Annotated in this window: 20 protein-coding genes; 13 read left to right on the top strand and 7 right to left on the bottom strand. The window is 73.3% G+C overall.

All coding sequences use genetic code 11. From position 1 onward, the window contains the following. Positions 1-60 precede the first annotated feature (60 nt). Positions 61-738 carry an MBL fold metallo-hydrolase gene (locus tag AVL62_RS14405; protein WP_058892359.1) on the bottom strand — a complete coding sequence of 226 codons (678 nt, stop codon included), beginning with the start codon at positions 736-738 and terminating at the stop codon, positions 61-63. 38 nt (positions 739-776) lie between these two features. Here AVL62_RS14405 and AVL62_RS14400 point away from each other — a divergent pair, with 38 nt between their 5' ends. Beyond that, the gene (locus AVL62_RS14400; RefSeq protein ID WP_058892358.1) at positions 777-2,234 is read left to right on the top strand and encodes a GuaB1 family IMP dehydrogenase-related protein; all 1,458 of its coding nucleotides are present in this window, start codon (positions 777-779) and stop codon (positions 2,232-2,234) included. A 161-nt stretch (positions 2,235-2,395) separates the two neighbouring features. Here the strand turns inward: AVL62_RS14400 and AVL62_RS14395 are convergent, their stop codons facing one another. The 3 genes from AVL62_RS14395 to map form a co-directional block, all read right to left on the bottom strand. Next, positions 2,396-3,349: a type IV toxin-antitoxin system AbiEi family antitoxin domain-containing protein gene (locus AVL62_RS14395; RefSeq protein WP_058892357.1), complete on the bottom strand. Its 954-nt coding sequence runs from the start codon at positions 3,347-3,349 to the stop codon at positions 2,396-2,398. 239 nt (positions 3,350-3,588) lie between these two features. Then, positions 3,589-4,350: a polyphosphate--glucose phosphotransferase gene (gene ppgK, locus AVL62_RS14390; RefSeq protein WP_058892356.1), complete on the bottom strand. Its 762-nt coding sequence runs from the start codon at positions 4,348-4,350 to the stop codon at positions 3,589-3,591. A 76-nt stretch (positions 4,351-4,426) separates the two neighbouring features. Then, entirely contained in the window at positions 4,427-5,287 is an 861-nt protein-coding gene (map, locus tag AVL62_RS14385) for a type I methionyl aminopeptidase (RefSeq protein ID WP_058892355.1), read from the bottom strand. 70 nt (positions 5,288-5,357) lie between these two features. Between map and AVL62_RS14380 the strand changes: the two genes are divergently transcribed. After that, complete coding sequence (locus AVL62_RS14380) at positions 5,358-5,567, top strand: hypothetical protein (RefSeq protein WP_058892354.1); 210 nt, start codon at positions 5,358-5,360, stop codon at positions 5,565-5,567. Between the two features lie 35 nt (positions 5,568-5,602). Here AVL62_RS14380 and AVL62_RS14375 read toward each other — a convergent pair whose 3' ends face one another. After that, the gene (locus tag AVL62_RS14375) at positions 5,603-6,604 is read right to left on the bottom strand and encodes a TIGR03557 family F420-dependent LLM class oxidoreductase (RefSeq protein ID WP_058892353.1); all 1,002 of its coding nucleotides are present in this window, start codon (positions 6,602-6,604) and stop codon (positions 5,603-5,605) included. Positions 6,605-6,659: 55 nt separating this feature from the next. Here AVL62_RS14375 and AVL62_RS14370 point away from each other — a divergent pair, with 55 nt between their 5' ends. The 6 genes from AVL62_RS14370 to AVL62_RS14345 are packed head-to-tail and all read left to right on the top strand — an operon-like array spanning position 6,660 to position 13,767. Further along, complete coding sequence (locus AVL62_RS14370; protein ID WP_058892352.1) at positions 6,660-7,007, top strand: MGMT family protein; 348 nt, start codon at positions 6,660-6,662, stop codon at positions 7,005-7,007. A gap of 4 nt (positions 7,008-7,011) precedes the next feature. Then, positions 7,012-8,340, top strand: coding sequence for a glutamine synthetase family protein (locus tag AVL62_RS14365; protein ID WP_058892351.1), 1,329 nt, complete (start codon positions 7,012-7,014; stop codon positions 8,338-8,340). Continuing rightward, positions 8,337-11,654, top strand: a complete 3,318-nt coding sequence (locus AVL62_RS14360) for a bifunctional [glutamine synthetase] adenylyltransferase/[glutamine synthetase]-adenylyl-L-tyrosine phosphorylase (protein WP_419177495.1) — start codon at positions 8,337-8,339, stop codon at positions 11,652-11,654. The genes AVL62_RS14365 and AVL62_RS14360 overlap by 4 nt, the downstream gene beginning before the upstream one ends. Before the next feature lie 9 nt (positions 11,655-11,663). After that, a complete protein-coding gene (locus AVL62_RS14355; protein ID WP_058892350.1) occupies positions 11,664-12,308 on the top strand; it encodes a hypothetical protein in 645 nt (214 codons plus the stop codon). Further along, complete coding sequence (locus AVL62_RS14350; protein WP_058892349.1) at positions 12,305-13,012, top strand: HisA/HisF-related TIM barrel protein; 708 nt, start codon at positions 12,305-12,307, stop codon at positions 13,010-13,012. The genes AVL62_RS14355 and AVL62_RS14350 overlap by 4 nt, the downstream gene beginning before the upstream one ends. Next, entirely contained in the window at positions 13,009-13,767 is a 759-nt protein-coding gene (locus tag AVL62_RS14345) for an SseB family protein (protein WP_058892348.1), read from the top strand. Before AVL62_RS14350 ends, AVL62_RS14345 begins: the two co-directional genes overlap by 4 nt. Before the next feature lie 115 nt (positions 13,768-13,882). Here the strand turns inward: AVL62_RS14345 and AVL62_RS14340 are convergent, their stop codons facing one another. Both AVL62_RS14340 and AVL62_RS14335 read right to left on the bottom strand, forming a co-directional pair. Further along, the gene (locus AVL62_RS14340) at positions 13,883-15,451 is read right to left on the bottom strand and encodes a catalase (protein ID WP_083518983.1); all 1,569 of its coding nucleotides are present in this window, start codon (positions 15,449-15,451) and stop codon (positions 13,883-13,885) included. Continuing rightward, the gene (locus AVL62_RS14335; RefSeq protein WP_058892347.1) at positions 15,448-15,927 is read right to left on the bottom strand and encodes a Fur family transcriptional regulator; all 480 of its coding nucleotides are present in this window, start codon (positions 15,925-15,927) and stop codon (positions 15,448-15,450) included. Before AVL62_RS14335 ends, AVL62_RS14340 begins: the two co-directional genes overlap by 4 nt. 287 nt (positions 15,928-16,214) lie before the next feature. Here AVL62_RS14335 and AVL62_RS14330 point away from each other — a divergent pair, with 287 nt between their 5' ends. The 5 genes from AVL62_RS14330 to AVL62_RS14310 all read left to right on the top strand — a co-directional run bounded on the left by AVL62_RS14330 (position 16,215) and on the right by AVL62_RS14310 (position 23,121). After that, positions 16,215-20,588, top strand: coding sequence for a S8 family serine peptidase (locus AVL62_RS14330; protein WP_058892346.1), 4,374 nt, complete (start codon positions 16,215-16,217; stop codon positions 20,586-20,588). Between the two features lie 323 nt (positions 20,589-20,911). Next, positions 20,912-21,526: a translation initiation factor IF-3 gene (gene infC, locus AVL62_RS14325; protein WP_153011821.1), complete on the top strand. Its 615-nt coding sequence runs from the start codon at positions 20,912-20,914 to the stop codon at positions 21,524-21,526. A gap of 105 nt (positions 21,527-21,631) precedes the next feature. Further along, positions 21,632-21,826, top strand: a complete 195-nt coding sequence (rpmI, locus tag AVL62_RS14320) for a 50S ribosomal protein L35 (RefSeq protein ID WP_058892344.1) — start codon at positions 21,632-21,634, stop codon at positions 21,824-21,826. A gap of 55 nt (positions 21,827-21,881) precedes the next feature. Next, positions 21,882-22,268: a 50S ribosomal protein L20 gene (rplT, locus tag AVL62_RS14315; protein ID WP_058892343.1), complete on the top strand. Its 387-nt coding sequence runs from the start codon at positions 21,882-21,884 to the stop codon at positions 22,266-22,268. A 31-nt stretch (positions 22,269-22,299) separates the two neighbouring features. Next, positions 22,300-23,121, top strand: a complete 822-nt coding sequence (locus AVL62_RS14310) for a TrmH family RNA methyltransferase (RefSeq protein WP_058892342.1) — start codon at positions 22,300-22,302, stop codon at positions 23,119-23,121. The last annotated feature ends 36 nt before the right edge of the window (positions 23,122-23,157 follow it).

Genomic DNA, 23,157 nt, shown 5'->3' with positions numbered 1-23,157 from the left:
CCGCGCGTCCGGAGTGGGCTGACGAGGCGTCCGGAGCGGTCTGACCGCGCGTCCGGTGCGTCAGAAGGTCGTGGCGCCGGCTCCGCGCAGGTCGTGGACCGGGACCCCGCCGTCCGCCCCGAAGTCCCCGATGTGCTGCAGGTACATCCCTCGGCCGCGGTCGTTGAGCAGGCCGTCGTGGATCGGGACGACCCCCTGGGCGGGGGCGATCCGGCGCACGAAGGCGATGGCCTCGGCGACCTTGCCCCACGGCGCGCTCACCGGCACGCCGAGCAGGTCGACGGGTCCGGGGTCGCCGTCCAGCGCGTCACCGGGGTGGTAGAGCACCGGCTCGCCGTCGGCCCGGACCACGACGCCGGTGTTGCCGATCCGCGGCACGTAGGGGTGGATGTCGGCGTGCCGCTCACCGACCCCGGTCAGCGTCACCCGGCCCGACGACCCGGTGGAGCCGAGCTCCACCGCCCCGCCGGCCGCCAGGGTCTCGACGCGGTCGGCATACCCGGACTCGGCGACCGACCGGGCCGTCTGCGCCTCCATGAGCACCCGGGCGTCCGGGTTGGCCGCCAGGAGGGGTCCGGTGCGCTCCGGGTCCAGGTGGTCGGGGTGCTGGTGGGTCACCACCACGGCGGTGAGGTCGGTGACGTCCTCGACCGAGGAGAACACCCCCGGGTCGAGGAGGATGCGCTGGCCGGCGGCCTCGACGAGGAGGCAGGCGTGTCCGAGGTGGGTGATCTGCATACCGCCACCCTAGGAGTGGCCACGTAGCCTTGCTCCTCGTGGAGTTCCTCAACGGCACCGAGCCGGTGCACGACCTGACCTACAACGACGTCTTCATGGTGCCGTCCCGCTCGTCGGTGACCTCCCGGCTGGACGTCGACCTGTCCACCTCCGACGGCACGGGCACCACGCTGCCGCTCGTGGTCGCCAACATGACGGCGGTCGCCGGGCGGCGCATGGCCGAGACCGTGGCCCGCCGGGGTGGCATCGCGGTCCTGCCGCAGGACATCCCGCTGCCGCAGGTGCGCGCGACCATCGGCGCGGTGAAGGACAGCCACCCGCTCTACGAGACTCCCATCACCATCGAGCCCGGCGCGCCCGTCGCCCAGCTGCTCTCGGTCATGTCCAAGCGGGCGCACCAGGCCGCGGTCGTCGTCGAGGACGGCTCGCCGGTCGGCATCGTGCTGGAGTCCGACACCGAGGGCGTCGACCGGTTCTCCTCGGTCCGGGACGTCATGCAGCCGCCGCGGGTGGTGCTCGAGGAGGGCGTCGAACCGCGCGCGGCCTTCGACCTGCTGGAGGAGACGCGCGCCGGGATGGCCCCCGTGGTCGTCGCCGGGCGCCTGGCCGGCGTGCTGACGCGCACCGGGATCGTCCGGTCGGGGATCTACACGCCCGCCCTGGACGCCACGGGCCGGCTGCGGGTCGGGGCCGCCGTCGGCATCAACGGTGACGTCGCCGGTCGGGCGAGCGAGCTGCTGGACGCCGGCGCGGACGTCCTCGTCGTCGACACCGCCCACGGCCACCAGGACAAGATGATCGACGTCCTCCCGGCCGTGGTCCGGGCGCGCGACGAGCACGAGGCGGCGACCGGTGTCCGGGTGGCCGTCGCGGCCGGCAACGTGGTCTCCCGCACCGGCACCCTGGAGCTGGTCGAGGCGGGAGCCGACATCGTCAAGGTCGGCGTCGGGCCCGGGGCCATGTGCACGACCCGGATGATGACCGGCGTGGGGCGGCCGCAGTTCTCGGCGGTGCTCGAGTGCTCCGACGCCGCCCGCGAGGTCGGCGCCCACGTCTGGGCCGACGGCGGGGTGAAGTACCCCCGGGACGTCGCCCTGGCCCTCGCGGCCGGAGCCGGGTCCGTCATGGTGGGGTCCTGGTTCGCCGGGACCCTGGAGTCGCCCGGCGACCTCATCCGGGACGCCGACGGCCGGCTCTACAAGGAGTCCTTCGGTATGGCGTCCGCGCGAGCGGTCCGCCACCGCACCCGGGAGATGTCGGCCTTCGACCGGGCCCGGGCCGCCCTCTTCGAGGAGGGCATCTCCTCGGGCCGGATGTTCGTCGACCCGGCCCGGCCCGGGGTGGAGGACCTCGTCGACCAGATCGTCTCCGGGGTGCGCTCCGCGTTCACCTACGCCGGGGCCCGCACCATCGGTGAGTTCCACACCCGCGCCGTCGTGGGCCTGCAGGGTGCCGCCGGCTACGACGAGGGGCGCCCCCGGCACACCTCCTGGTGAGCGGTCAGCCCCCGTCCGCTCTCTGGACGCCGGTTCGTCATCCCTCGTCCTCCGGGTCAACCTTCGGCCCCGTCGAGGAGGACGACAGCTGACCACCAGGACGAAGGTCGACCTCCCGGCTGACGGACAGCCCCGCCGACCGGACGCCCGGCGCCGTGGCCTCACGAGGCCCGGGTGGCGATGAGGTGCGGGTGGGCGCTCCGAGCGGCCCGCGCGACCACCCCGGACACCACGGCGGGCTGGGTGAGGCACTCCCACGTGAGCCGTCCGACCCCGTAGCCGAGCGACCTGATCCGGTCCTCCCGGTGCTTCTCGGCCGCCAGGGCCTGCCTGCCGTCCTGCCCGGCGTACTTCAGCCGCCCGTCGAACTCCAGGACCACCCCCAGCTCGGGCAGGTAGAGATCCACCCGAGCCACGACGACGTCGCCGTCGCGGACCACGTACTGCGGGATGACGGTGAGACCCAGGTCGAGGAGGATCAGCCTCAGGAGCGACTCACCCGGGGACTCGCTGCGGCCGTCGGCCCGCGCGACGGCCAGCCTGGCTCCCACGACCTCGGGGACGTGCGCCCACGCGTGGAGCTGTTCCACGAGGTCGTCGGGGGAGACCAACCCGCGGTGCAGGGCGGCGTCCATCGCCGCCACGGCCGGCCCGTGCGGCACCTGCAGCGCGGTGCCGACCACCGCCGTCGCGGCAGCGACGACCGGCAGGCCCTCGACCCTGGTGATCCGCTCCTCGCCGGGGCACAGGTGCACGCTGTAGTCGGAGCGCCGGCGGCTGGTACCGACCGGGCGTGCATGGCACACGTGCAGACGCTCGAGGGGCACCTGCGGGACCGGCAGCCCCCACAGCAACGCCGCCGACAGGTGGCTGGCGGCCCAGTCCTCGGGTCGGCTGCGCACGAGCGCGTGGACCCGGAGCACATGCCGACCGGCGTCGTAGGGCTCGCGCTCCAGCGCGCTGGTCTGCACGTAGGCGCCTCTGCCCACCCGGGTCAGGACCTTGCGGGCCACGAGCAGCCGGAGCACCTCCCGCGAGATGCCGATGGAGGCGGCCTCGGCGGTGGTGATGGCGAAGTGGTGGGTGTGGAGGAAGCCCTCCAGGGCCGGTTTCATGACCGTCAGGCTGGCAGGTCCGCGGCTGGGTCGGAGGCGCGCGACCGGAATCTGTGGACAACGTCGGCTGGCGGTATGGACCCTCGTCCGGCATGTCAACCACCAGCCCCCTCGACGAGGACGACGGCTGACGACCCGGACGACGGCTGACGACCCGGACGACGGCTGACGACCCGGACGACGGCTGACGACCCGGACGAGGGACGCCGCGCCGGGCGCGGCATACCCCGTGGCCCGGCTCAGCCCAGGTGCTTGGCCTGCCAGGCCGCGCCGATGATGCCAGCGTCGTTCTTGAGCATGGCGGGCACGATGGGGGCCCGGGTGTGCAGGAGGGGGAGGTACTTGTCCGCCTTCTTCGACACGCCCCCGCCCACGATGATGAGGTCGGGCCACAGCAGGTCCTCGACGTGGGAGTAGTAGCGCTGCAGCCGCTCGGCCCACTCCTCCCAGGAGAGGTCCTCCTCCTCCCGCGCGCTGCTCGCGGCGCGGGTCTCGGCGTCGTGGCCGTCCAGCTCCAGGTGGCCCAGCTCGGTGTTCGGCAGCAGCTCGCCGCCCATGAAGAGCGCGGTGCCGATCCCGGTGCCCAGGGTGGTGAGCAGGACGACGCCGTCGTTGCCGCGGCCGGCGCCGTAGTGCATCTCCGCGACCCCGGCCGCGTCGGCGTCGTTCATGACGTGCACCCGGCGGCCCACGGCCCTGCCGAAGAGGTGGTCGGCGTCGGTGCCGATCCAGGACGGGTCGATGTTGGCGGCCGTGCGGACGGTGCCGTGGTGGACCACGGCCGGCACGGTGATGCCGAGCGGGGCGTGCTTGTCGAGGTCGCCCTCGAACTTCTCGACGATCTCGGCGACCACCTCCGCCACGGCGTCCGGCGTCGACTCCTCCGGCGTCGGGATGCGCTGGCGGTCGGTGGCGAACTCGCCGGCATCGAGGTCGACCGGTGCCCCCTTGATGCCGCTGCCGCCGATGTCGACGCCCAGGACGTCGTGCTTCTTGCCCATGCTTCCTCCCACGTGGTGACGGACCCCCGAGTATGCCGTGCGTCGGGTCGGCGCGGGTCGCGGACCGGCCCCGGGGTCAGGGGAGGGTGAGGATCTCGGCGCCGTCGTCGGTGATGAGCAGGGTGTGCTCGAACTGTGCCGAGGGCCGCCCGTCCGCGGTGAGGATCGTCCAGCCGTCCTCCCACTCCGTCCACTCCGGCGTGCCGAGGTTGAGCATGGGCTCGATGGTGAAGGTCATGCCGGGCTCGATGAGGGTGTCGTAGTCCGGGGCGGCGTCGTAGTGGGGGATGACCAGCCCGGAGTGGAAGGCCTCACCGACGCCGTGCCCCGTGTAGTCGCGGACGACGCCGTAGCCGAACCGGCTGGCGTAGCTCTCGATGACCCGGCCGATGACATTGACCTCGCGCCCCGGGCGGGCGGCCCGGATGGCCCGCTCCAGCGCCTCCCGGGTGCGCTCGACGAGCAGCCGGGTCTCCTCGGCCACCTCTCCGCAGAGGAAGGTCGCGTTGTTGTCGCCGTGCACCCCGCCGACGTAGGCCGTGATGTCGATGTTGCAGATGTCGCCCTCGCGCAGCTCCCGGTCGTCGGGGATGCCGTGGCAGATGACCTCGTTGACCGAGGTGCACAACGACTTGGGGAACCCTCGGTAGCCCAGGGTGGAGGGGTAGGCCCCGTGGTCGAGCAGGAACTCGTGCCCCGCCCGGTCGATGGCGTCGGTGGTCACCCCGGGGCGCACCATCTCGCCGCACAGCGCCAGCGCCTGGGCCGCCAGCCGTCCGGCGCGCCGCATCGCCGCGATGGTCTCCGCGTCCTTGACCTCCGAGCCGCGGAACGGCGCCGGGGCCGGCCGGTCGACGTACTCCGGGCGGTCGATGGAGGCGGGCACCGGCAGGCGGGGGCTGACGCGTCCGGGGGCGATCGGGGCGAGGGTGGGCATAGGGTCCAGTCTAGGTGCCCTGTCGTGGGCCACGACCGGGGTACGGAGCCGAGACCAGACGGAGGTACGCATGCAGTACTGGTACAACACGAAGACCGGCCAGGTGGAGTCCGAGGTCGACGACAAGCGCGCCCGCAGCGCCGACCTGCTCGGTCCCTACGGCAGCGAGGACGAGGCCTCCCGCGCCCTCGAGATCGCCCGGGAGAAGACCGAGCGCTGGGACGAGGCCGAGCGCGAGAACGACGACTGGGACAACAACCCGTTCAACGACCGGGACTGACCGACCGGCACGCCCCCGGTGACCGGCCGCCGGGCTCAGCGGTGCAGCCGGGGCAGCACCTCGCGGCCGAAGACCTCGAGCCACTCCTGCTGGTTGCGCCCGACGTTGTGCAGGTAGACCCGGTCGAAGCCGAGGTCGAGCAGGCTCTGGATGTGCTCGCGGTGCACGTCCGGGTCGGAGGAGATGACCATCCGGCCCTCGAAGTCCTCGGGCCGGACGAGCTGGGCCATGGCGGCGAAGTCGTGCGGTGAGCGGATGTCGGCCTTGCCGAACTTCATCCCGCCGTTGGGCCACTCGCGGACCGCGTTGTCGAGGGCCTCCTCGTCGGTCGGCGCCCAGGACAGGTGCAGCTGCAGGACCTTGGGCATGGTGTCCGGGTCCTTGCCCGCCTCCCGGGCGCCCTCGGCGAACTTCCCCAGCAGCATCTCGATCTTCTCGGGCGGGGCGCCGACGGTGATGATCCCGTCCGCGTGCCGTCCGGTCTTCTTCGCGTTGACCGGCCCGGCCGTGGCGACGAGGATCGGCGGCGGCGCGTCCGGCATGGTCCACAGCCGCGTCGTCTCCATCCGGAAGAACTCACCGGCGAACTTCGTGTCCTTGCCGGCCACCGACGCCTCGAAGAGCTGCGTGATGAGGTCGACGGCCTCGAACATCCGGCGCGAGCGCTCCCCGGCCTCCGGCCAGTAGCCGCCGAGCACGTGCTCGTTGAGCGCCTCGCCCGCGCCGACCCCGAGCCAGGTGCGCCCGGCATACATCGCCTCCAGGGTGGCGGCGGCCTGCGCCACGACGGCCGGGTGCCAGCGGAAGCTGGGGCAGACGACACCGGGGCCGAGGTCCCCGGTGGTGCGCTCCCCGACGGCGGTGAGGACGTTCCACACGAAGGCCGACTGCCCCTGCGAGGGCACCCACGGCGCGAAGTGGTCGGCGGCCATGCAGCCGGAGAAGCCGTGCTCCTCGGCCGCGGCGGTGAGCGCCACCGCCTCGGAGGGGTGGAACTGCTCCAGCATCGCGGCATACCCGACCGTGAGTTCGCTCATGTCGCTCAGGGTATGCCTCGTCCCCGACACCCCCGGCCCCGGTAGCCTGCCCCGGGTGGACGAGGTGCTGGTCGAGCGGGTGCTGCGCGCGGTCGAGCAGGTGCCCCCGGGGCGGGTGGTGAGCTACGGCGACCTCGCCGCGCTCGTCGGCATCGGTCCGCGCCAGGTCGGCTCGATCCTGCGGCACTGGGGCGACAACGTCACCTGGTGGCGGGTGACCAGCCACGCGGGCGACTTCCAGGGCGACCTGCTGGCCCGGGCCCGGCCGCACTGGGACGAGGAGGGGATCCGGGTCAAGCCCAACGGTCTGGGCTGCCGCATCGCGGACTACCGCGCCGACCTGAGCGCGCTCGCCACGGACTACGCCCGGGCCACGGCGGACCTCGCCGATGGGGCAGGATGAGGTCATGAACCGCCAGCAGGAGTATGTCCTCCGCACCATCGAGGAGAGGGACATCCGGTTCGTCCGGCTCTGGTTCACCGACCTCATGGGCACCTTGAAGTCGGTGGCGGTGGCCCCGGCCGAGCTGGAGCAGGCCTTCACCGAGGGCATCGGCATCGACGGCAGCGTCATCGAGGGCTTCACCCGGGTCTACGAGGCCGACATGATCGTCCAGCCCGACGCCGACACCTTCCAGGTGCTGCCCTGGCGCGACCGCACCGCCCGGATGTTCTGCGACATCAACATGCCCGACGGGACGCCGGCCGCGACCGACTCGCGCAACATCCTGCGCCGGACCCTGGACCGGGCCGGCGAGCAGGGGTTCACCTTCTACACCCACCCCGAGATCGAGTTCTACCTCTTCAAGGAGCCCTACGACCGCACCGTCGGGCCCACCCCGGTGGACCAAGCGGGCTACTTCGACCACGTCGCGCGCGGCGACGGGCACGACTTCCGCCGCGGGGCGATCGAGATGCTGGAGCAGATGGGCATCTCCGTGGAGTTCAGCCACCACGAGGGCGGACCCGGCCAGCAGGAGATCGACCTGCGCTACGCCGACGCCCTGTCGATGGCGGACAACATCATGACCTTCCGCACGGTGGTCCGGGAGGTGGCGCTGCACGAGAAGGCGTTCGCGACCTTCATGCCCAAGCCGCTGGCCCAGCACCCCGGGTCGGGCATGCACACCCACGTCTCCCTCTTCGAGGGGGACAGCAACGCCTTCTACGAGCCGGGCGCCGACTACGAGCTCTCCCAGACCGGTCGCCGCTTCATGGCGGGCGTCCTGGCCCACAGCCGGGAGATCTGCGCCGTCACCAACCAGTGGGTCAACTCCTACAAGCGGCTGTGGGGCGGTGGCGAGGCCCCGGCGCACGTCTGCTGGGGGCACAACAACCGCTCCGCCCTGGCCCGCGTGCCGATGTACTCCGTCGGTCGCGGTCACTCCCGACGGGTCGAGGTGCGCTCGATCGACGCGGCCTGCAACCCCTACCTCACCTACGCCCTCGTGCTGGCCTCCGGGCTGCGGGGGATCAAGGAGGGCTACGACCTGCCGCCGGAGGCCGAGGACGACGTCTGGGTGCTCACCGACGCCGAGCGCCGGGCCATGGGCATCGACCCGCTGCCGCAGAGCCTCGGCGAGGCGGTCGCGGTGATGGAGGGCTCGGAGCTGGCGGCCGAGGTGCTGGGCGAGCAGGTCTTCGACTTCTACCTGCGCAACAAGTGGCAGGAGTGGGGCGACTACCGCTCCCAGGTCACGCAGTTCGAGCTGGACCGCTACCTGCTGCACCTGTGACCGGAGGGTATGCCGTGCCACCACCGGACAGCACCCGCTCGGACGACGCCGACGCCGACGCCGCCGCCGAGGGTCGGCCCCGGGGCGGTGGGCGTCCCGGGGGGGAACGGCTGGGGGCGGCCCGGCTCGCCCGGGGCGGCTTCCAGGACAGCGGGCGGGCCGGCCGCCTGCTGGAGGAGGTCCTCGAGAGGCTGGGCGGTCCGGACGCCGAGCCGGAGGTGGACGTCACGGCCCTGGTCGCGGACCTGGGGGCGGGCGCCGACCCCGACGCTGCCCTGCTCCTGCTGGTGCGCCTGCTCGACCCCCGGTCGACGGGCGCCGACGGGCGGCGCTGCGACGAGCTCGCCCTGCCGGTCGTGCGAGCGGGTGGGGAGCCGCGCCGCCGGCTGCTGTCGCTGCTGGGGGGCTCGGCCGCGCTGGGCGAGACCCTCCTGCGGCACCCCGAGCACGTGCGCGACGTCGCGGAGGGGCTCTCCCCGGAGCCGTGGAGCATCGTCGAGGCGGTGCGCGGGCAGCGGGGGCGCGCCGGGATGGACGCCCTGCGGGTGGCCTACCGGTGCCAGCTGCTGCGGGTCGCGACCGCCGACCTCACCTCGCCGGAGCCCGTGGCGCTCTTGCCCGCCGTCGGCGGGGCCCTGGCCGACCTCGCCTCGGCAGCGCTGGAGGGGGCGCTCCTGCTGGCCCGCGCCGAGGTCGAGGACGAGCAGACGTGCGCCCTGACGGTCGTCGCCATGGGCAAGACCGGGGGACGAGAGCTCAACTACATCTCCGACGTCGACGTCATCTTCCTGGCCGCCCCGCGGTCGGGTGCCCCGGAGTCCACGGCGCTCGCGGTCGGTGGGCGGCTCGCCACGGCGGTGATGCGCATCTGCGGGGAGTCCACCGCCGAGGGTGCCCTGTGGCAGGTGGACGCCGCGCTGCGGCCGGAGGGCAAGAACGGTCCGCTCGTGCGCTCCCTGGACTCGCACCGGGAGTACTACCAGCGCTGGGCCAAGACCTGGGAGTTCCAGGCGCTGCTCAAGGCCCGGGTCGTCGCCGGGGACGGGGACCTCGGCCGACGCTGGCTCGAGCTCGTCGAGCCCATGGTGTGGGAGGCGGCGGGCCGCGAGAACTTCGTCGACGAGGTGCAGTCGATGCGCCGCCGGGTCGAGCAGCACGTCCGCCGGGACGAGGTCGACCGGCAGATCAAGCTGGGACCGGGCGGGTTGCGCGACATCGAGTTCAGCGTCCAGCTGCTGCAGCTCGTGCACGGGCGGGCCGACCCCGCCCTGCGCTCGCGGACCACGCTGGAGGCGCTGGCCGCCCTGCGCGACGGGGGATACGTGGGGCGCGAGGACGCCCAGGCGCTGGACGAGGCGTACCGGCTGCTGCGCTGCCTGGAGCACCGGGTGCAGCTGCACCGGATGAAGCGCACCCACCTCATGCCCACCGCCGAGGCCGACCTGCGGCGGCTCGGGCGTTCCCTGGGGGATCGCGGCGACGCCGACCGGGCCGTCCTGCAGCGCTGGAAGGGGGTGCGCCGGGAGGTCCGGCGCCTGCACGAGCGACTGTTCTACCGGCCGCTGCTGTCGGCCGTCGCCCGGCTGTCGTCCGACGAGGCGCGGCTCTCGCCCGAGGCGGCCCGGGCGCGGCTGGCCGCGCTGGGCTTCCGCGACCCGGCCGGTGCGATGCGCCACCTCGAGGCGCTGACCGAGGGCGTGAGCCGCCGGGCCACCATCCAGCGCCACCTGCTGCCGGTGATGCTGTCCTGGTTCGCCGACGGCGCCGACCCCGACGCCGGGCTGCTGGCCTTCCGCCGGATCAGCGACGCCCTCGGCACCACGCACTGGTACCTCGGGATGCTCCGCGACGAGGGCAGTGCCGCCCAGCGGCTGGCCCGGGTGCTCTCCTCCAGCCGGTATGCCGTGGACCTGCTCATCCGCAGCCCGGAGACGGTGGCGCTGCTCGGCGACGAGGCCGAGCTGGTGGCACCCGACAAGGACGCCCTGGTGGCCCGGATGACCGCCGCCGCGACCCGGCAGGAGAGCGCGGGGGAGGCCTTCGCCTCGGTCCGCTCGGTCCGCGCGAAGGAGCTGGTGCGGATCGTGCTGGGCGACCTCGCGGCCGGCTGGGAGGGTCCGCTGGTGCGGCAGGCCCTGAGCGACCTCACCGACGCCTACCTCGAGGGGGCGCTCGGGGTGGCGACCCGCCGGGTGCTGGCCCGGCGGGGGGAGGACGCGGCCGCGGCGCTGCTCCTCGTCGGGATGGGGCGCCTCGGTGGCCGCGAGGTCGGCTATGCCAGCGACGCGGACGTCATGTTCGTCTACGACCCGCTCCCGGAGGCCTCGCCCGAGCTGGCCGCGGAGCAGGCGGTCGAGATCGTCACCGAGCTGCGCAAGGGGCTCACCGGGCCGGGCCCCGACCCGGTCCTCGAGCTGGACGCGGGCCTGCGCCCCGAGGGCAGGGCCGGGCCGCTCGTGCGCAGCCTGGAGGGGTACCGCAGCTACTACGAGCGCTGGTCGGCCGGCTGGGAGTCCCAGGCCCTGCTGCGGGCGCGACCCGTGGCCGGGGACCCCGGTCTCGGGGAGGCCTTCGTCGAGATGGTCCGTCCGCTCCGGTGGCCGGACGGAGGGATCGACGACGCGGCGGTCCGGGAGATCCGCAAGCTCAAGGCCCGGATGGAGGCCGAGCGGCTGCCCCGGGGCGCGGACCCCCGGACCCACCTCAAGCTGGGCATGGGCGGGCTGTCGGACGTGGAGTGGGTGGCCCAGCTGCTCCAGCTGCGGCACGCCCACGACCACCCCGGGCTGCGCACGACCAGCACCATCGACGCGCTCCGCGCGGCGGAGGAGGCCGGTCTGCTGTCGGAGCAGGACCAGGAGCCGCTGGTCCAGGCCTGGTGCGTCGCCTCCCAGCTGCGCGACGCCGGCATCGTCTGGCGGGGACGTCCGGTCGACAGCGTGCCCAGCGACCTGCGCGACGCGGAGGGCATGTCCCGAGTCATGCGCCGCGGCCCGGGCAGCGGCGCCTCCCTGGCCCAGGACTGGCGACGGACCGCCCGGCACGCCCGCGAGGTGGTGGAGCGGCTGCTCTACGGCAACAGGCCTCCGCGCACGGGTGGCGAGGGGGCGTCCCCGGGGCGTGCCGGCGGGTCTCCCTCCCGCACCCGGCCGGACGCACCGTCCCGGGACCGGCGCACCGACGGCTTCGGCCGCCCCCGCGTGGCCTCGCCGCCGCGCGACGCCGGCCACTTCCCCCCGCCCCGCCGTGACCCGTTCGGGCGTTCGTCGCGGGAGCGCCGTGGCGAGGACGGGACCGGACCCGCCGGTCCGTAGGATGGCCGGGTGAGCCGACCCGACGATGCGACGACGTCCGGACGCTCCCAGGGTCTCGTCCTCGCGTCCGGCCCGCGGCAGGAGGTCGACGCCTGGGTGCGCGCGAGCATCGTCCCGGTCACCGTGGTCCCGCTGCCGGGCTGGGTGGCGGTGGTCACCCGCGGCCCCTCGCGTGCCGGGTCCCCCTACGACGACGGTGGGCTGCTCAGCGCCTGCCGGGCACTGTCGGCCAAGGCCGCCCCGGGACTCGGGTTCTTCGAGGTGGACGGGCGCGCCCTCGTGACCCTCCACCAGCCGGGACGACGTCGTCGGGTCCGCTGGGTGGTGTGGGAGCCCGAGAAGGGCCTGCTGCGGCCGCCGGGCCTCGAGCTCGCCGGGCCCGCGGAGATCGTCGGTCTGGCAGGTGCGGCCCCGGCCGTCCGCGACGAGCTCGTGGACCTGCTGCACGAGACCCGGGTGCGTCCGGCCCGCATGCTGCAGGCCGTCATGGCCACCCTCGGGCTGCCCGGCACCCGCCTGGTCGAGGACCCCGCGCACGCGGACGGGCTCCCGGGGGCGGTCCGCACCGAGCCCGACCCCCAGCAGGTGGCCTGGTTCCAGGACGCCGTCCGTGACTCGGTCCGTCTGCGCCGGGAGCTGGGCGTGCTCTCGTGACGCAGGGCCTGACCCTCCTCCCCGCGGTGGACGTGGCGGCCGGCCGGGCGGCCCAGGTCCGGGGTGACGCCGGGGCGCGGCCCGCGGAGGTGGCCCGGTCCCTGGTGCGGGAAGGCGCCCGGCTGCTCCACCTCGTGGACCTGGACCGCGCCTTCGGGCGGGGCGGCGATCCCGAGCTCATGGCGGGTCTGGTCGACGAGCTGCCCGTCCCGGTGCAGCTCTCCGGCGGCATCGCCGGTGCGGAGGACCTGTCCTGGGCGGAGGGCACCCGCGCCTTCCGCGTGGTCCTGGCCAGCTCGGCCCTGGCCGACCCCGCCCTCGTCGAGGAGGCGGCCGGGCGCCTGGGGGAGCGGCTGGTGGTCGCGGTCGACGTGCGCGACGGCGAGGTCGTCGCCCGGGGGACGTCGCTGCGGCTGGGCCCGGTCCACGAGGTCGTGGGGAGGCACCCGGTCCTGCGCGGGGGCCGGGCCCGCGTGCTGGTGGCGGACGCGTCTCGCGACGGCCGGAGGACGGGGGCCGACGTCACCCTCTTCCGCTCGGTCGCCCGGCTCGTGGGCTCGCCGGTGACCGCCTCCGGCGGGGTCGCCGGCCTGGCCGACCTGCGCGCGTTGCGCGACTGCCCCGAGGTGGACGAGGTGGTGCTGGGAGCCGCGCTGCACGAGGGGGCGTTCACCCTGCGCGACGCGCTGGAGGCCTGCCGATGACCCACCGCTTCTCGCAGCACCGCCCGCAGGACGGCGCCGACACCGGCGGCGTGCCGTGGGCGGGTCGCACCCTGACCGGCACCGGTTTCGACGGCGACACCGGTGAGGCGGACGCGGTCCTCGCGGGGTTGCTCGGCGGTGTCGGTGCCGAGGCGGTCGACGTGGTGGCCGCCGTCGCCCGGGCCCGGCTGCTCGTGCCGATCGTGGCGGTGGCCGCCGAGGTCGACGACAGCTCGGGCACCTCCGTCGACGCGCGCAGCGACATGGCCTCGGTCACCCTGGTCGCCCCGGACGGTCAGCGCGCGCTACCGGCCTTCACCAGCACGCGGGCGCTGCAGGCCTGGGACCCCAGCGCCCGTCCCGTGCCGGTGACCGCCCGGCGAGCGGCCCGGGCGGCGCTGCAGGAGGGGTGCGAGGTGGTCCCGCTGGACCTCCCGCCGAGCCCGGGGCCGGCGGCCTGGACGCTCACCGGGAGCATGGTGCGCGCTCTCGCGACCGGACGCCCCTGGGCCGCGGCGCACCGCGACGAGCACGTCGCGCACGCCGTGGCGGCGGTGGTGGCGCAGGAGGACGCCGTGCGGGGGCACGACCTCGGCGGGGAGGGGGGCGAGCTGGTCGTGACGCTCGCCCTGCGGCCGGGCCTCACCCAGGGAGAGCTGGAGGGCGTCGTGGCGCGGCTGGGCCGGGGGATCGCGCTGGAGCCTGAGGTGCGCGAGCGCATCGACGCGGTGGCGTTCCGGCTGCGCACGGCCTGATGAGGGGCCGGCCGACGCGCCACGTGGAGGGATCCCGGCACACGGGAGCGCCCCACCGGCCGCGGTGCGGCGGTGGGGCGCTCCGGTCGATCGGCGGCGTCGGCGCGCCGCCGGCTCAGCGGTGGCTGCCGACCAGGTCCGACCGGGACTCGCCTAGGGACTCGACCTGCGGCGTACCGCCGTCGCTCTCCCGGACCTCGGCCTCGGCGGCGATCTGCTCGATCCGCTCACCCACGCCCTGGTGGATGTTCCGCCAGTACTCGTAGACCCGCTCGCGAATCATCGGGTCGCAGGCGCCCATCATGCCGCCGACCGTCTGGGCGAGGCGCTCACGCTGGGCGTCGTCGTAGACCTCGCCCACCAGGAGGGCGGCCTGCCCGGTGTCGCTGTCGTCCTGACGCAGGTCGTAGGCCTGGCGGACCAGCTCGCCGTCGGCCTCCCAGCCGTTCTCCACCGGGCCGGTCCGGTCCGACCAGGGGCGACCGTAGGAGTTGGTGACGTAGGTGGGCTGGCTCCCCGAGTGCAGGTAGGCCATCGGCCCGTCGAACTGGTAGGCGTTGACCTGCACCTTGGGCTGGTTGACCGGCAGGTGGGTGAAGTTGGCACCGATGCGGTGACGCTGGGCGTCCGGGTAGGAGAACACCCGGGCCAGCAGCATCTTGTCGGGGGAGACGCCGGTGCCGACCACCTGGTTGGACGGCGAGAACGCCACCTGCTCGATCTGGGCGAACCAGTTCTCCGGGTTGCGGTTCAGCGTCATCCGGCCCACCTTGACGAGCGGGTAGTCCGAGTGCGGCCACACCTTGGTGAGGTCGAACGGGTTGTAGCGGTAGGTCTTGGCCTCGTCGTACGGCATGACCTGCACGAACAGGGTCCAGCTCGGGTGGTCCCCACGGTCGATCGCCTCGAAGAGGTCACGCCGGTGGTAGTCGGCGTCCGAACCGGCGAGGCGGTCCGCCTCCTCGTTGCTGATGTTGTGGACGCCCTGGTCGCTGTGCCAGTGGTACTTCACCCAGAAGCGCTCACCCTGCTCGTTGACCCACATGTAGGTGTGCGAGGAGTAGCCGTTCATCTCGCGCCACGTCCTGGGCAGCCCGCGGTCGCCCATGACGTAGCTCACCTGGTGCGAGGACTCGGGGTTGGCGGTCCAGAAGTCCCACTGCATGTTGGGGTCGCGCAGCCCGCTGTCCGGCGTGCGCCGCTGGGAGCGGATGAAGTTCGGGAACTTCAGCGGGTCGCGGACGAAGAAGATCGGGGTGTTGTTGCCGACGATGTCCAGGTTGCCCTCGTCGGTGTAGAGGCGCACCGAGAAGCCCCGCACGTCCCGCCAGGTGTCCGGCGAGCCCTGCTCCCCGGCGACGGTGGAGAACCGGGTGATGACCTCGCTGCTGGCACCCTGCTGGAAGATGCCGGCCTTGGTGTAGGCGGACACGTCCTCGGTCGTCTCGAAGGTGCCGAAGGCGCCGGAGCCCTTGGCGTGGGGCAGGCGCTCCGGGACCTTCTCGCGGTCGAAGTGCGCCAGCGCCTCGACGAGGCTGACGTCGTGCAGCATGAGCGGGCCGTTCGGCCCGACCGAGAGGCTGTTGCGGTCGGAGTCGTGGGGCGCGCCGTTGGTGGTGGTGCCTCCGGTGGGCTCGGGGCCCTCACCGGAGTGCTCGGCGTTCACGTATCCGGGGTAGGTCATACCTGCTCCTTGCGATGGGTGGATGGGACATCGGTGGTCTGGTGGGTCGCCCGGTCGCGGCACGTGGGGCACAGCCCCCAGTAGATGACCTCGGCCTCGTCGACCTCGAACCCCAGGGCGCTCGCCCCGGCCGTGTCGACGCAGGGTGCCGTCCCGACCACGCACGGGACGTCGACGAGCACCTCGCAGCCGCGGCACACGACGTGGTGGTGGTTGTCCCCCAGGTCGAGCTCGTAGCGCGCCACCGCGTGCGCCGGCTGGATGCGGCGCACCAGGTGGGCGGACGCGAGGACGCGCAGCACGTCGTACACGCCCTGGACGGACACGCCCCGGTGCTGCGCCCTCGTGAGCCGCACCACGTCCGTCGCCTCGAGGTGTGGGTGGCGCTGCAGCGTGTCGAGGACGGCCAACCGCGGGGGTGTGACCCGCAGACCGGCACCCCGGAGGGCGTCGGCGGAGGCGGGTGACGGGGTCATACCCCTCACCTGATCACGAAAACTTGAACGACTCAAGTTGGGGTCGGTGCCCGACGTCTCCGGTCAGCGCAGAGCAAAGGCTCGGTATGAAGATCGTCAAGTCCGTTGCGCCCTGTGAAACCGCCTCCATAGTGTCGACGATCAGTCGGGGAGGTCCCTCCTCGGCGTTGATGGGTGGATCCGGGGAGGGTGGTAGGCCGCGCCGCGCGGCCCTGACGGGACTGCTGGACGGCGACGGCATCCCTGTCGCGTCGACGAACGTACCGCTCAAGGAAGTAGGCATGTAGATGCATTCACCATCCTCACGGCGCTGGTGGGCCACCCTGGCCACCGGCGCCTTGCTCGTCCCGGGGGCGGCAACGCTCCCGGCCTCCGCGACGTCGGTGGCCTCCGGCCCCGACGAGAAGATCGAGGCGGCGGTGGACGCCGCTCTGGAGAGCCAGGGGCGGTCGGACGTCTGGGTCCGCTTCGCCGACCGGCCCGACCTGGAGCAGTTCGCCTCGATCACCGACTGGGACAAGCGGGGGCAGGCGGTCGCGGACGCGTTGCAGGCGTCCGCGTCGCAGAGCCAGGCCGACCTGCGGCAGGAGCTGGACGACGCCGGGGTGGAGTACCGCAGCTTCTGGGCGACCAACTCCATCCGGGTCGACGCCGCCGACCTCGACCTGGTGACGTCGATGGCGTCCGAGCAGGGCGTCGAGGGCATCTACGCCCCGATGGAGATCGAGCTGCCGCCCCTCAAGGTGGAGGAGCCGCAGATGGCCCCGGCCGCCGTCGAGTGGGGGGTCGACGACGTGAACGCGCCCGAGGTGTGGGACGACCTCGGGATCCGGGGGGAGGGCGTGGTCGTCGCCACCATCGACTCGGGTGCGCAGTACGACCACCCGGCGCTGGTGAACTCCTACCGCGGCAACAACGGCGACGGCACCTTCGACCACGACTACAACTGGTTCGACGCCGCCGGCACCTCGCCGGACGCGCCGGCGGACGGCGACGGGCACGGCACCCACGTCACCGGCACCATGGTCGGGGACGACGGCGGGGACAACCAGGTCGGCGTGGCACCCGGGGCGACCTGGATCGCCGCCAACGGCTGCTGCCCGAGCGACGCCGCCCTCATCGCCTCCGGCGAGTGGATGCTCGAGCCCACCGACCTCGAGGGTGAGAACCCGGACGTCTCGAAGCGCCCGCACATCATCAACAACAGCTGGGGCACCACCGCCCCCTCGAACGCCCCCTTCATGGAGGACATCATCGAGGCGTGGGCGGCGAGCGGCCAGTTCGGCGTCTTCGCCAACGGCAACTCGGGTCCCTCGTGCGAGAGCTCGGGGTCACCCGGCAGCCGCATCGTGGCCTTCAGCGTCGGCAACTACAACATCAACCACACCATCTCCGGGACCTCGGGTCGCGGCGCGGGCCAGGACGGGGAGATCAAGCCCAACATCTCCGCCCCGGGCAGCGCGGTGCGCTCCTCGGTCCCCGGCAACGGGTATGCCGTCTACAGCGGCACCTCGATGGCCAGCCCGCACGTCGCGGGCGCGGTGGCGCTGGCGTGGTCCGGCGCCCCGGCGCTCGTCGGTGATGTCGAGGGCACGCGCAACCTGCTCAACGGGACGGCGATCGACACCGAGGACCTGCAGTGCGGCGGCACCGCCGAGGACAACAACGTCTTCGGCGAGGGTCGGCTGGACGCCCTCGAGCTCGTGACCTCCTCGCCCATCGGGGACGCCGGCACGCTGGAGGGCACGGTCACGGACGCCGGCAGCGGCGACCCGCTCGCCGACGCCTCCGTCGTCATCGAGGGCGACACCGAGCGCGAGCTGCTCACCGGTGAGGCCGGCGACTACTCGGCCACCCTGTCCTCGGGCGACTACGACCTCACGATGAGCAAGTTCGGGTATGCCACCGAGACCGCGAGCGCCACCGTCGAGCCGGGTGGGACGACCACCGTCGACGCGGCGCTCGAGCCGGTCCCGAGTGGGGCCGTGACGGGCACCGTCACCGACGGCTCCGGCTACGGCTTCCCGCTCTACGCCCGCGTGAGCGCCGAGGGGACCCCCGCCGCGGCCTACACCGACCCGGAGACCGGTGAGTTCTCCCTGGACCTCCCCGAGGGCGAGACCTTCGAGCTCACGGTGCAGGTGCAGTACCCCGGCTACCTCTCCACCACGGTCGAGGCCTCCGCCGGAGGCGAGGGCCTCGAGGTCTCCGTCCCGGTCGACGCCGCGACGTGCACCGCCCCCGGGTACGCCTACGAGGTCGACGGGGTGACCGAGAGCTTCGATGCGGCATCCACGCCCGAGGGCTGGGAGGTCGTCGACGAGGCAGGGACCGGTGAGGACTGGCGGTTCGATGACCCGGGTGACCGCGGCAACCTCACCGGTGGTGAGGGCGGCTTCGCGGTCGTCGACTCCGACTTCTACGGGTCGGGCGGCAGCCAGGACACCTACCTCGTGAGCCCGTCCGTCGACATGAGCGACCTGTCCGAGCCCGTCGTCGGCTTCCAGCAGGACTTCTACGCCCTGGGCGCGGACCTGGCCGACGTCGAGCTCAGCACCGACGGTGGCGAGACCTGGACGACCGTCCTGAGCCAGGACAACTCCGTCCGTGGGCCGGCGGAGCAGGTCGTGCAGCTGCCCGACGCGGCAGGTGAGTCCGACGTCAAGGTGGCCTTCCACTACCACCAGGCCTCCTACGCCTGGTGGTGGCAGGTGGACGACGTCTTCCTGGGCAACCGGGCCTGCTCGCCGACCGGCGAGGGCGGCTACGTGGTCGGCAACGTCTACGGCGAGGAGGACGGCGAGGGTGTCGTCGGAGCGACCGTCACCAACGTGGACGCACCGGAGGAGTCCGGTACCACGATGGCGACCCCGTCGGACGACAACCTGGACGACGGCTTCTACTGGCTGTTCTCGGCCTCCCCGGGGACGCACCCGTTCGAGGCCTCGGCCCGCGGCTTCGCGTCCACCACGCAGGACGTCACCGTCGCCGCGTCCGACGCGGTGCGCGCGGACTTCGTCCTCGGCTCCGGCTTCGTCGTCGTGGACGAGAGCGAGATCGAGGTCTACCAGCCGCTCGGGTCGACGCGGAACCACCGGTTCTGGGTGAACAACACCGGGTCGGGCGCCGCCGAGGTGACCATGACCGAGCAGGCCGGCGAGTTCGAGATCCTGCGCGTCGACGGCTCCACCGAGCGCATGGGTGCGAGCTACGAGGGAGACGGGGGTGAGGTCGTCACGCTCGACGTGGAGACCTCGCTGGCGGCCGGGACCACCGGCAGGTTCGGCAGCACCGGTGCGGCCGACCCCGTCCGGGTGGCCGCCGACCCGTGGACCCCGCTGAGCGACTACCCGCGGGTGGCCATGGACAACCGGGTGGTGAACCTCGACGGCGACTGGTACACGCTGGGCGGCACGACCGGCTCGGCGGCCTTCGCCGACGTCAACCGCTACGACCCCGCCGCCATGGCGTGGGTCGAGGCAGCCGCCCTCCCGGAGGCCGCCTCGGCGGTCACCGCCGGTGCGGTCGACGGTCGGATCGTCGTCACGGGCGGTTGGGTGGACGGCGGCGTCTCCAGCGCCACCCACACCTACGACCCCGGTGCCGACTCCTGGTCGTCGGCGGCTGCGGCGCCGGAGGCCCGGTCGGCCGCCGGGACCGCGGTCCTGGACGGGATGCTCTACTCGGTGGGTGGCTGCACGACGGCCGAGTGCACGCCGATGAGCGACACGGTCATGGCCTACGACGCGGCCGACGACAGCTGGCAGCAGCTGGCCGACTACCCGGTCGCGGCCGCCTTCGTCGTCTGCGGCGGGGTCGACGGTCAGGTGCTGTGCTCGGGTGGCAACCCGGGCTCCGGCGGGATCGCCGACACCTACGCCTACGACCCGGGCAGCGACAGCTGGACCGAGCTGCCCGACGCCCCCGCCGACCACTGGGCCGCCCAGGCCTCTGGCGCCAACGGCCAGCTGGTCGTCAACGGTGGGGTCCAGGGTGGTGCCGTCACCAACGCGAGCTTCGCGCTCGACGGGGCGTCCGGCGAGTGGTCGGAGATCCCGGCCAGCAGCGCCGCCGTCTACCGCGGTGGTATGGCCTGCGGCATCGCCAAGGTCGGTGGCTCCACCGGCGGCTTCACCCCGATCGACGTGGCCGAGCAGCTGCCCGGCTACGACGACTGCGGGTCGAGCGCGGCGGACGTCGACTGGCTGACCGTGGACCCGATGGAGTTCACCCTCGAGCCGGGTGAGCGGGTGCGGGTCACCGTCACCACCGACGCCGACGTCGCCCAGCCGGGCGACTACACCGCCGGCATCGGTATCCGGACGAACACCCCGCAGGACCTCGAGCCGATCGACGTGACGATGCATGTCACGCCGCCGCGCAACTGGGGCAAGATGCAGGGCACCGTCGAGGGTGTCGAGTGCGACACCTCGCGGGTCGGTCTCGGAGGGGCGGTCGTCGACCTCACCCCCAACCGCGGTGACGAGCCCGGCTACAGCCTCATCACCGAGGACGACGGGTCCTACGCCTACTGGGTGATCACGGGCCGGTACCAGACGATCGTCGCCAAGGACGGGTACCGTCCGACGGTGGACGACGTGCGGGTGCCGCGGGGCCGGATCGTGACGGAGGACTTCGCCCTCCGCAAGATCGGGTGCTGAGGGCCGGCTGACCGACCAGGTCAGCAGCCCTCCACCAGGCGGCCCGTCCCGACAGAGCTCGGGGCGGGCCGCCCCCGTCTGCTACCCTTGACGGTGACCAGTCGGGCGTACGCGTGCCCGACGTGCAAGAGAGGCCCCGCCTCCACCCGCGTCGACCGTCCAGGTCGCCGGGTCCCGGTCCCGCCCGGTGCGAGCACCGAGCGGGTGTGACGTCCTCGCGATCCGTCGCGCGGCTCGTCGCCGTCGGCCTCTTGCGCACCCGGTGCCAGGAGGCCTTTCTGGTGCTCGGGGTCGTCACGACACGACGACGAAGGAGCAGGCACATCAGCGAGCCTCGCATCAACGACCGCATCCGGGTCCCGGAAGTGCGGTTGGTGGGCCCCAACGGGGAACAGGTCGGCATCGTGCGCGTCGAGGACGCGCTGCGGCTGGCGGCCGAGGCCGACCTCGACCTGGTCGAGGTCGCCCCGATGGCGCGCCCTCCGGTCGCCAAGCTCATGGACTACGGCAAGTACAAGTACGAAGCCGCCATGAAGGCCAGAGAAGCACGGAAGAACCAGGTCAACACGGTCATCAAGGAGATCAAACTCCGTCCGAAGATCGACGACCACGACTACGGCACCAAGAAGGGCCACGTCGTGCGGTTCCTCAAGGCGGGCGACAAGGTCAAGGTGACCATCATGTTCCGCGGTCGCGAGCAGTCCCGGCCCGAGCTGGGCTTCCGGCTGCTGCAGCGGCTGGCCGAGGACGTGGTCGAGCTGGGCCACGTCGAGAGCGCACCCAAGCAGGACGGCCGCAACATGGTCATGGTCCTCGGCCCGACCGCCAAGAAGGCCCAGGTCCGGCAGGCGAAGCGTCGGGACGCCGAGCGCGCCCAGGGTGAGCAGCCCACCGGTCCGACGGACGACGGGGCGGCCCTCGCCGGCGACGCCCAGTGAGCCTGCGGGCGCGGGCCCACGGCTCGGGCCCGCGGCCACCGGCACACCCCACAGAACCACGCCCGGCACCCCGGGCGAGACGATGACGACGAAGGAGATCGGCTCATGCCGAAGATGAAGACCCACAGCGGCGCCAAGAAGCGGTTCCGCGTGACGGGTTCCGGCAAGCTCATGCACCAGCGCGCACGCCACGTGCACAAGTTCCAGGAGCGCAGCAGCCAGGCCGCGCGCCGGCTGGTCAACGACAAGGAGGTCGCGCCCAGCGACGTCCGCAAGGTCAAGAAGATGCTCGGTCTCTGACCGGGCGCCTTCCCCTCGAACCCACCCCCTGAAGCACTAGTCAAGGAGTACTCACGTGGCACGCGTGAAGCGGGCGGTCAACGCCCACAAGAAGCGCCGGGTCGTCCTGGAGCGCGCCAGCGGTTACCGCGGGCAGCGCAGCCGGCTCTACCGCAAGGCCAAGGAGCAGGTCACCCACAGCCTGGTCTACAGCTACAACGACCGGCGCGCCCGCAAGGGTGACTTCCGTCGTCTCTGGATCCAGCGCATCAATGCCGGCGCCCGCGCCCACGGGATGACCTACAACCGGTTCATCCAGGGCCTCAAGGCCGCCGGCGTCGAGGTCGACCGCCGCATGCTGGCCGAGCTCGCCGTCCACGACGAGCCGGCCTTCGCCGCGCTGGTCGAGCTCTCCCGCGCCCACGTGCCGGCCACCGGCACCGCGGCAGAGTCCGCGGCCTGAGCCGCCGCACGACGCACCGACGCCCCAGCGCATGAGCGCCTCCGACCGGCCGCTGCTGAGCAACGCTCGCAGCGACCGGGTCCGGGAGGTCTCGGCGCTGGGGCGTCGCTCTGCCCGCGCGAGGTCCGGCCGGTTCCTCGTCGAGGGACCGCAGGCCGTGCGCGAGCTGCTCCGGTATGCCGGGGGCCACACCCGCGCTCTCTACGTCACCGCGGAGGCGGGGCGGCGGCATGCCGAGATCCTCGACGCGGCCCGCGAGGCGGAGGTGCCGACCTGGATGTGCACCGACGAGGTGCTGTCGGCGATGGCCGACACCGGCTCGCCGCAGGGGGTGCTGGCCGTCGCCGAGCAGGTCGACGTGCCCCTCGACCAGGCGCTGGACGCCGTGGGACCCCGGGACTTCGCCGTCGTCCTCACGCACGTGCGGGACCCCGGCAACGCGGGCACCGTGCTGCGGGGGGCGAGCGCCTTCGGTGCCGCGGCGGTGCTCCTGAGCGCCGCCTCCGTCGACGTGCACCACCCCAAGGTCGTGCGCTCCACCGTCGGTGCTCTCTTCCACCTGCCGGTGAGCGTGGGGACACCGGTGCAGGAGCTGCTGGAGGCCTGCCGGGCGCGCGGGATCCGGCTGCTCGCCGCCGACGGGGCGGGGGAGGTCCCGCTCCCGGACGCCGACCTGGGCGGGCCGCACGCGTGGGTCCTCGGCAACGAGGCCTGGGGGATGCCCGCCGACGTGCTCGCCGCGTGCGACGTCGGCGTCTCGATCCCCATCGAGCGTGCGGAGTCGCTGAACCTCGCGATGGCCGCGACGGTCTGCCTGCACGCCTCCGCCGCCGCCTCGACGCCCGGCCCCTGAGGGCCGCCGGACGCGGCCGGGGCCGTGATCCGGCCC

Source organism: Serinicoccus chungangensis (genome assembly GCF_001483745.1).
Classification (GTDB): Bacteria; Actinomycetota; Actinomycetes; order Actinomycetales; family Dermatophilaceae; genus Ornithinicoccus; species Ornithinicoccus chungangensis_A.
Note: the sequence above shows the minus strand (reverse complement) of the source record. Positions and strands in the feature narration are given on the sequence as shown.

Bases quoted from the DNA above. Each gene is read 5' to 3' on its own strand.
- AVL62_RS14335 (WP_058892347.1), bottom strand. From the start codon at position 15,927: ATGACCCCGTCACCCGCCTCCGCCGACGCCCTCCGGGGTGCCGGTCTG.
- AVL62_RS14345 (WP_058892348.1), top strand. From the start codon at position 13,009: ATGACCCACCGCTTCTCGCAGCACCGCCCGCAGGACGGCGCCGACACC.
- AVL62_RS14405 (WP_058892359.1), bottom strand. From the start codon at position 738: ATGCAGATCACCCACCTCGGACACGCCTGCCTCCTCGTCGAGGCCGCC.
- ppgK (WP_058892356.1), bottom strand. From the start codon at position 4,350: ATGGGCAAGAAGCACGACGTCCTGGGCGTCGACATCGGCGGCAGCGGC.
- AVL62_RS14340 (WP_083518983.1), bottom strand. From the start codon at position 15,451: ATGACCTACCCCGGATACGTGAACGCCGAGCACTCCGGTGAGGGCCCC.
- AVL62_RS14380 (WP_058892354.1), top strand. From the start codon at position 5,358: ATGCAGTACTGGTACAACACGAAGACCGGCCAGGTGGAGTCCGAGGTC.
- AVL62_RS14395 (WP_058892357.1), bottom strand. From the start codon at position 3,349: ATGAAACCGGCCCTGGAGGGCTTCCTCCACACCCACCACTTCGCCATC.
- rpmI (WP_058892344.1), top strand. From the start codon at position 21,632: ATGCCGAAGATGAAGACCCACAGCGGCGCCAAGAAGCGGTTCCGCGTG.
- AVL62_RS14365 (WP_058892351.1), top strand. From the start codon at position 7,012: ATGAACCGCCAGCAGGAGTATGTCCTCCGCACCATCGAGGAGAGGGAC.
- AVL62_RS14375 (WP_058892353.1), bottom strand. From the start codon at position 6,604: ATGAGCGAACTCACGGTCGGGTATGCCGCGATGCTGGAGCAGTTCCAC.
- map (WP_058892355.1), bottom strand. From the start codon at position 5,287: ATGCCCACCCTCGCCCCGATCGCCCCCGGACGCGTCAGCCCCCGCCTG.
- AVL62_RS14330 (WP_058892346.1), top strand. From the start codon at position 16,215: ATGCATTCACCATCCTCACGGCGCTGGTGGGCCACCCTGGCCACCGGC.
- AVL62_RS14310 (WP_058892342.1), top strand. From the start codon at position 22,300: ATGAGCGCCTCCGACCGGCCGCTGCTGAGCAACGCTCGCAGCGACCGG.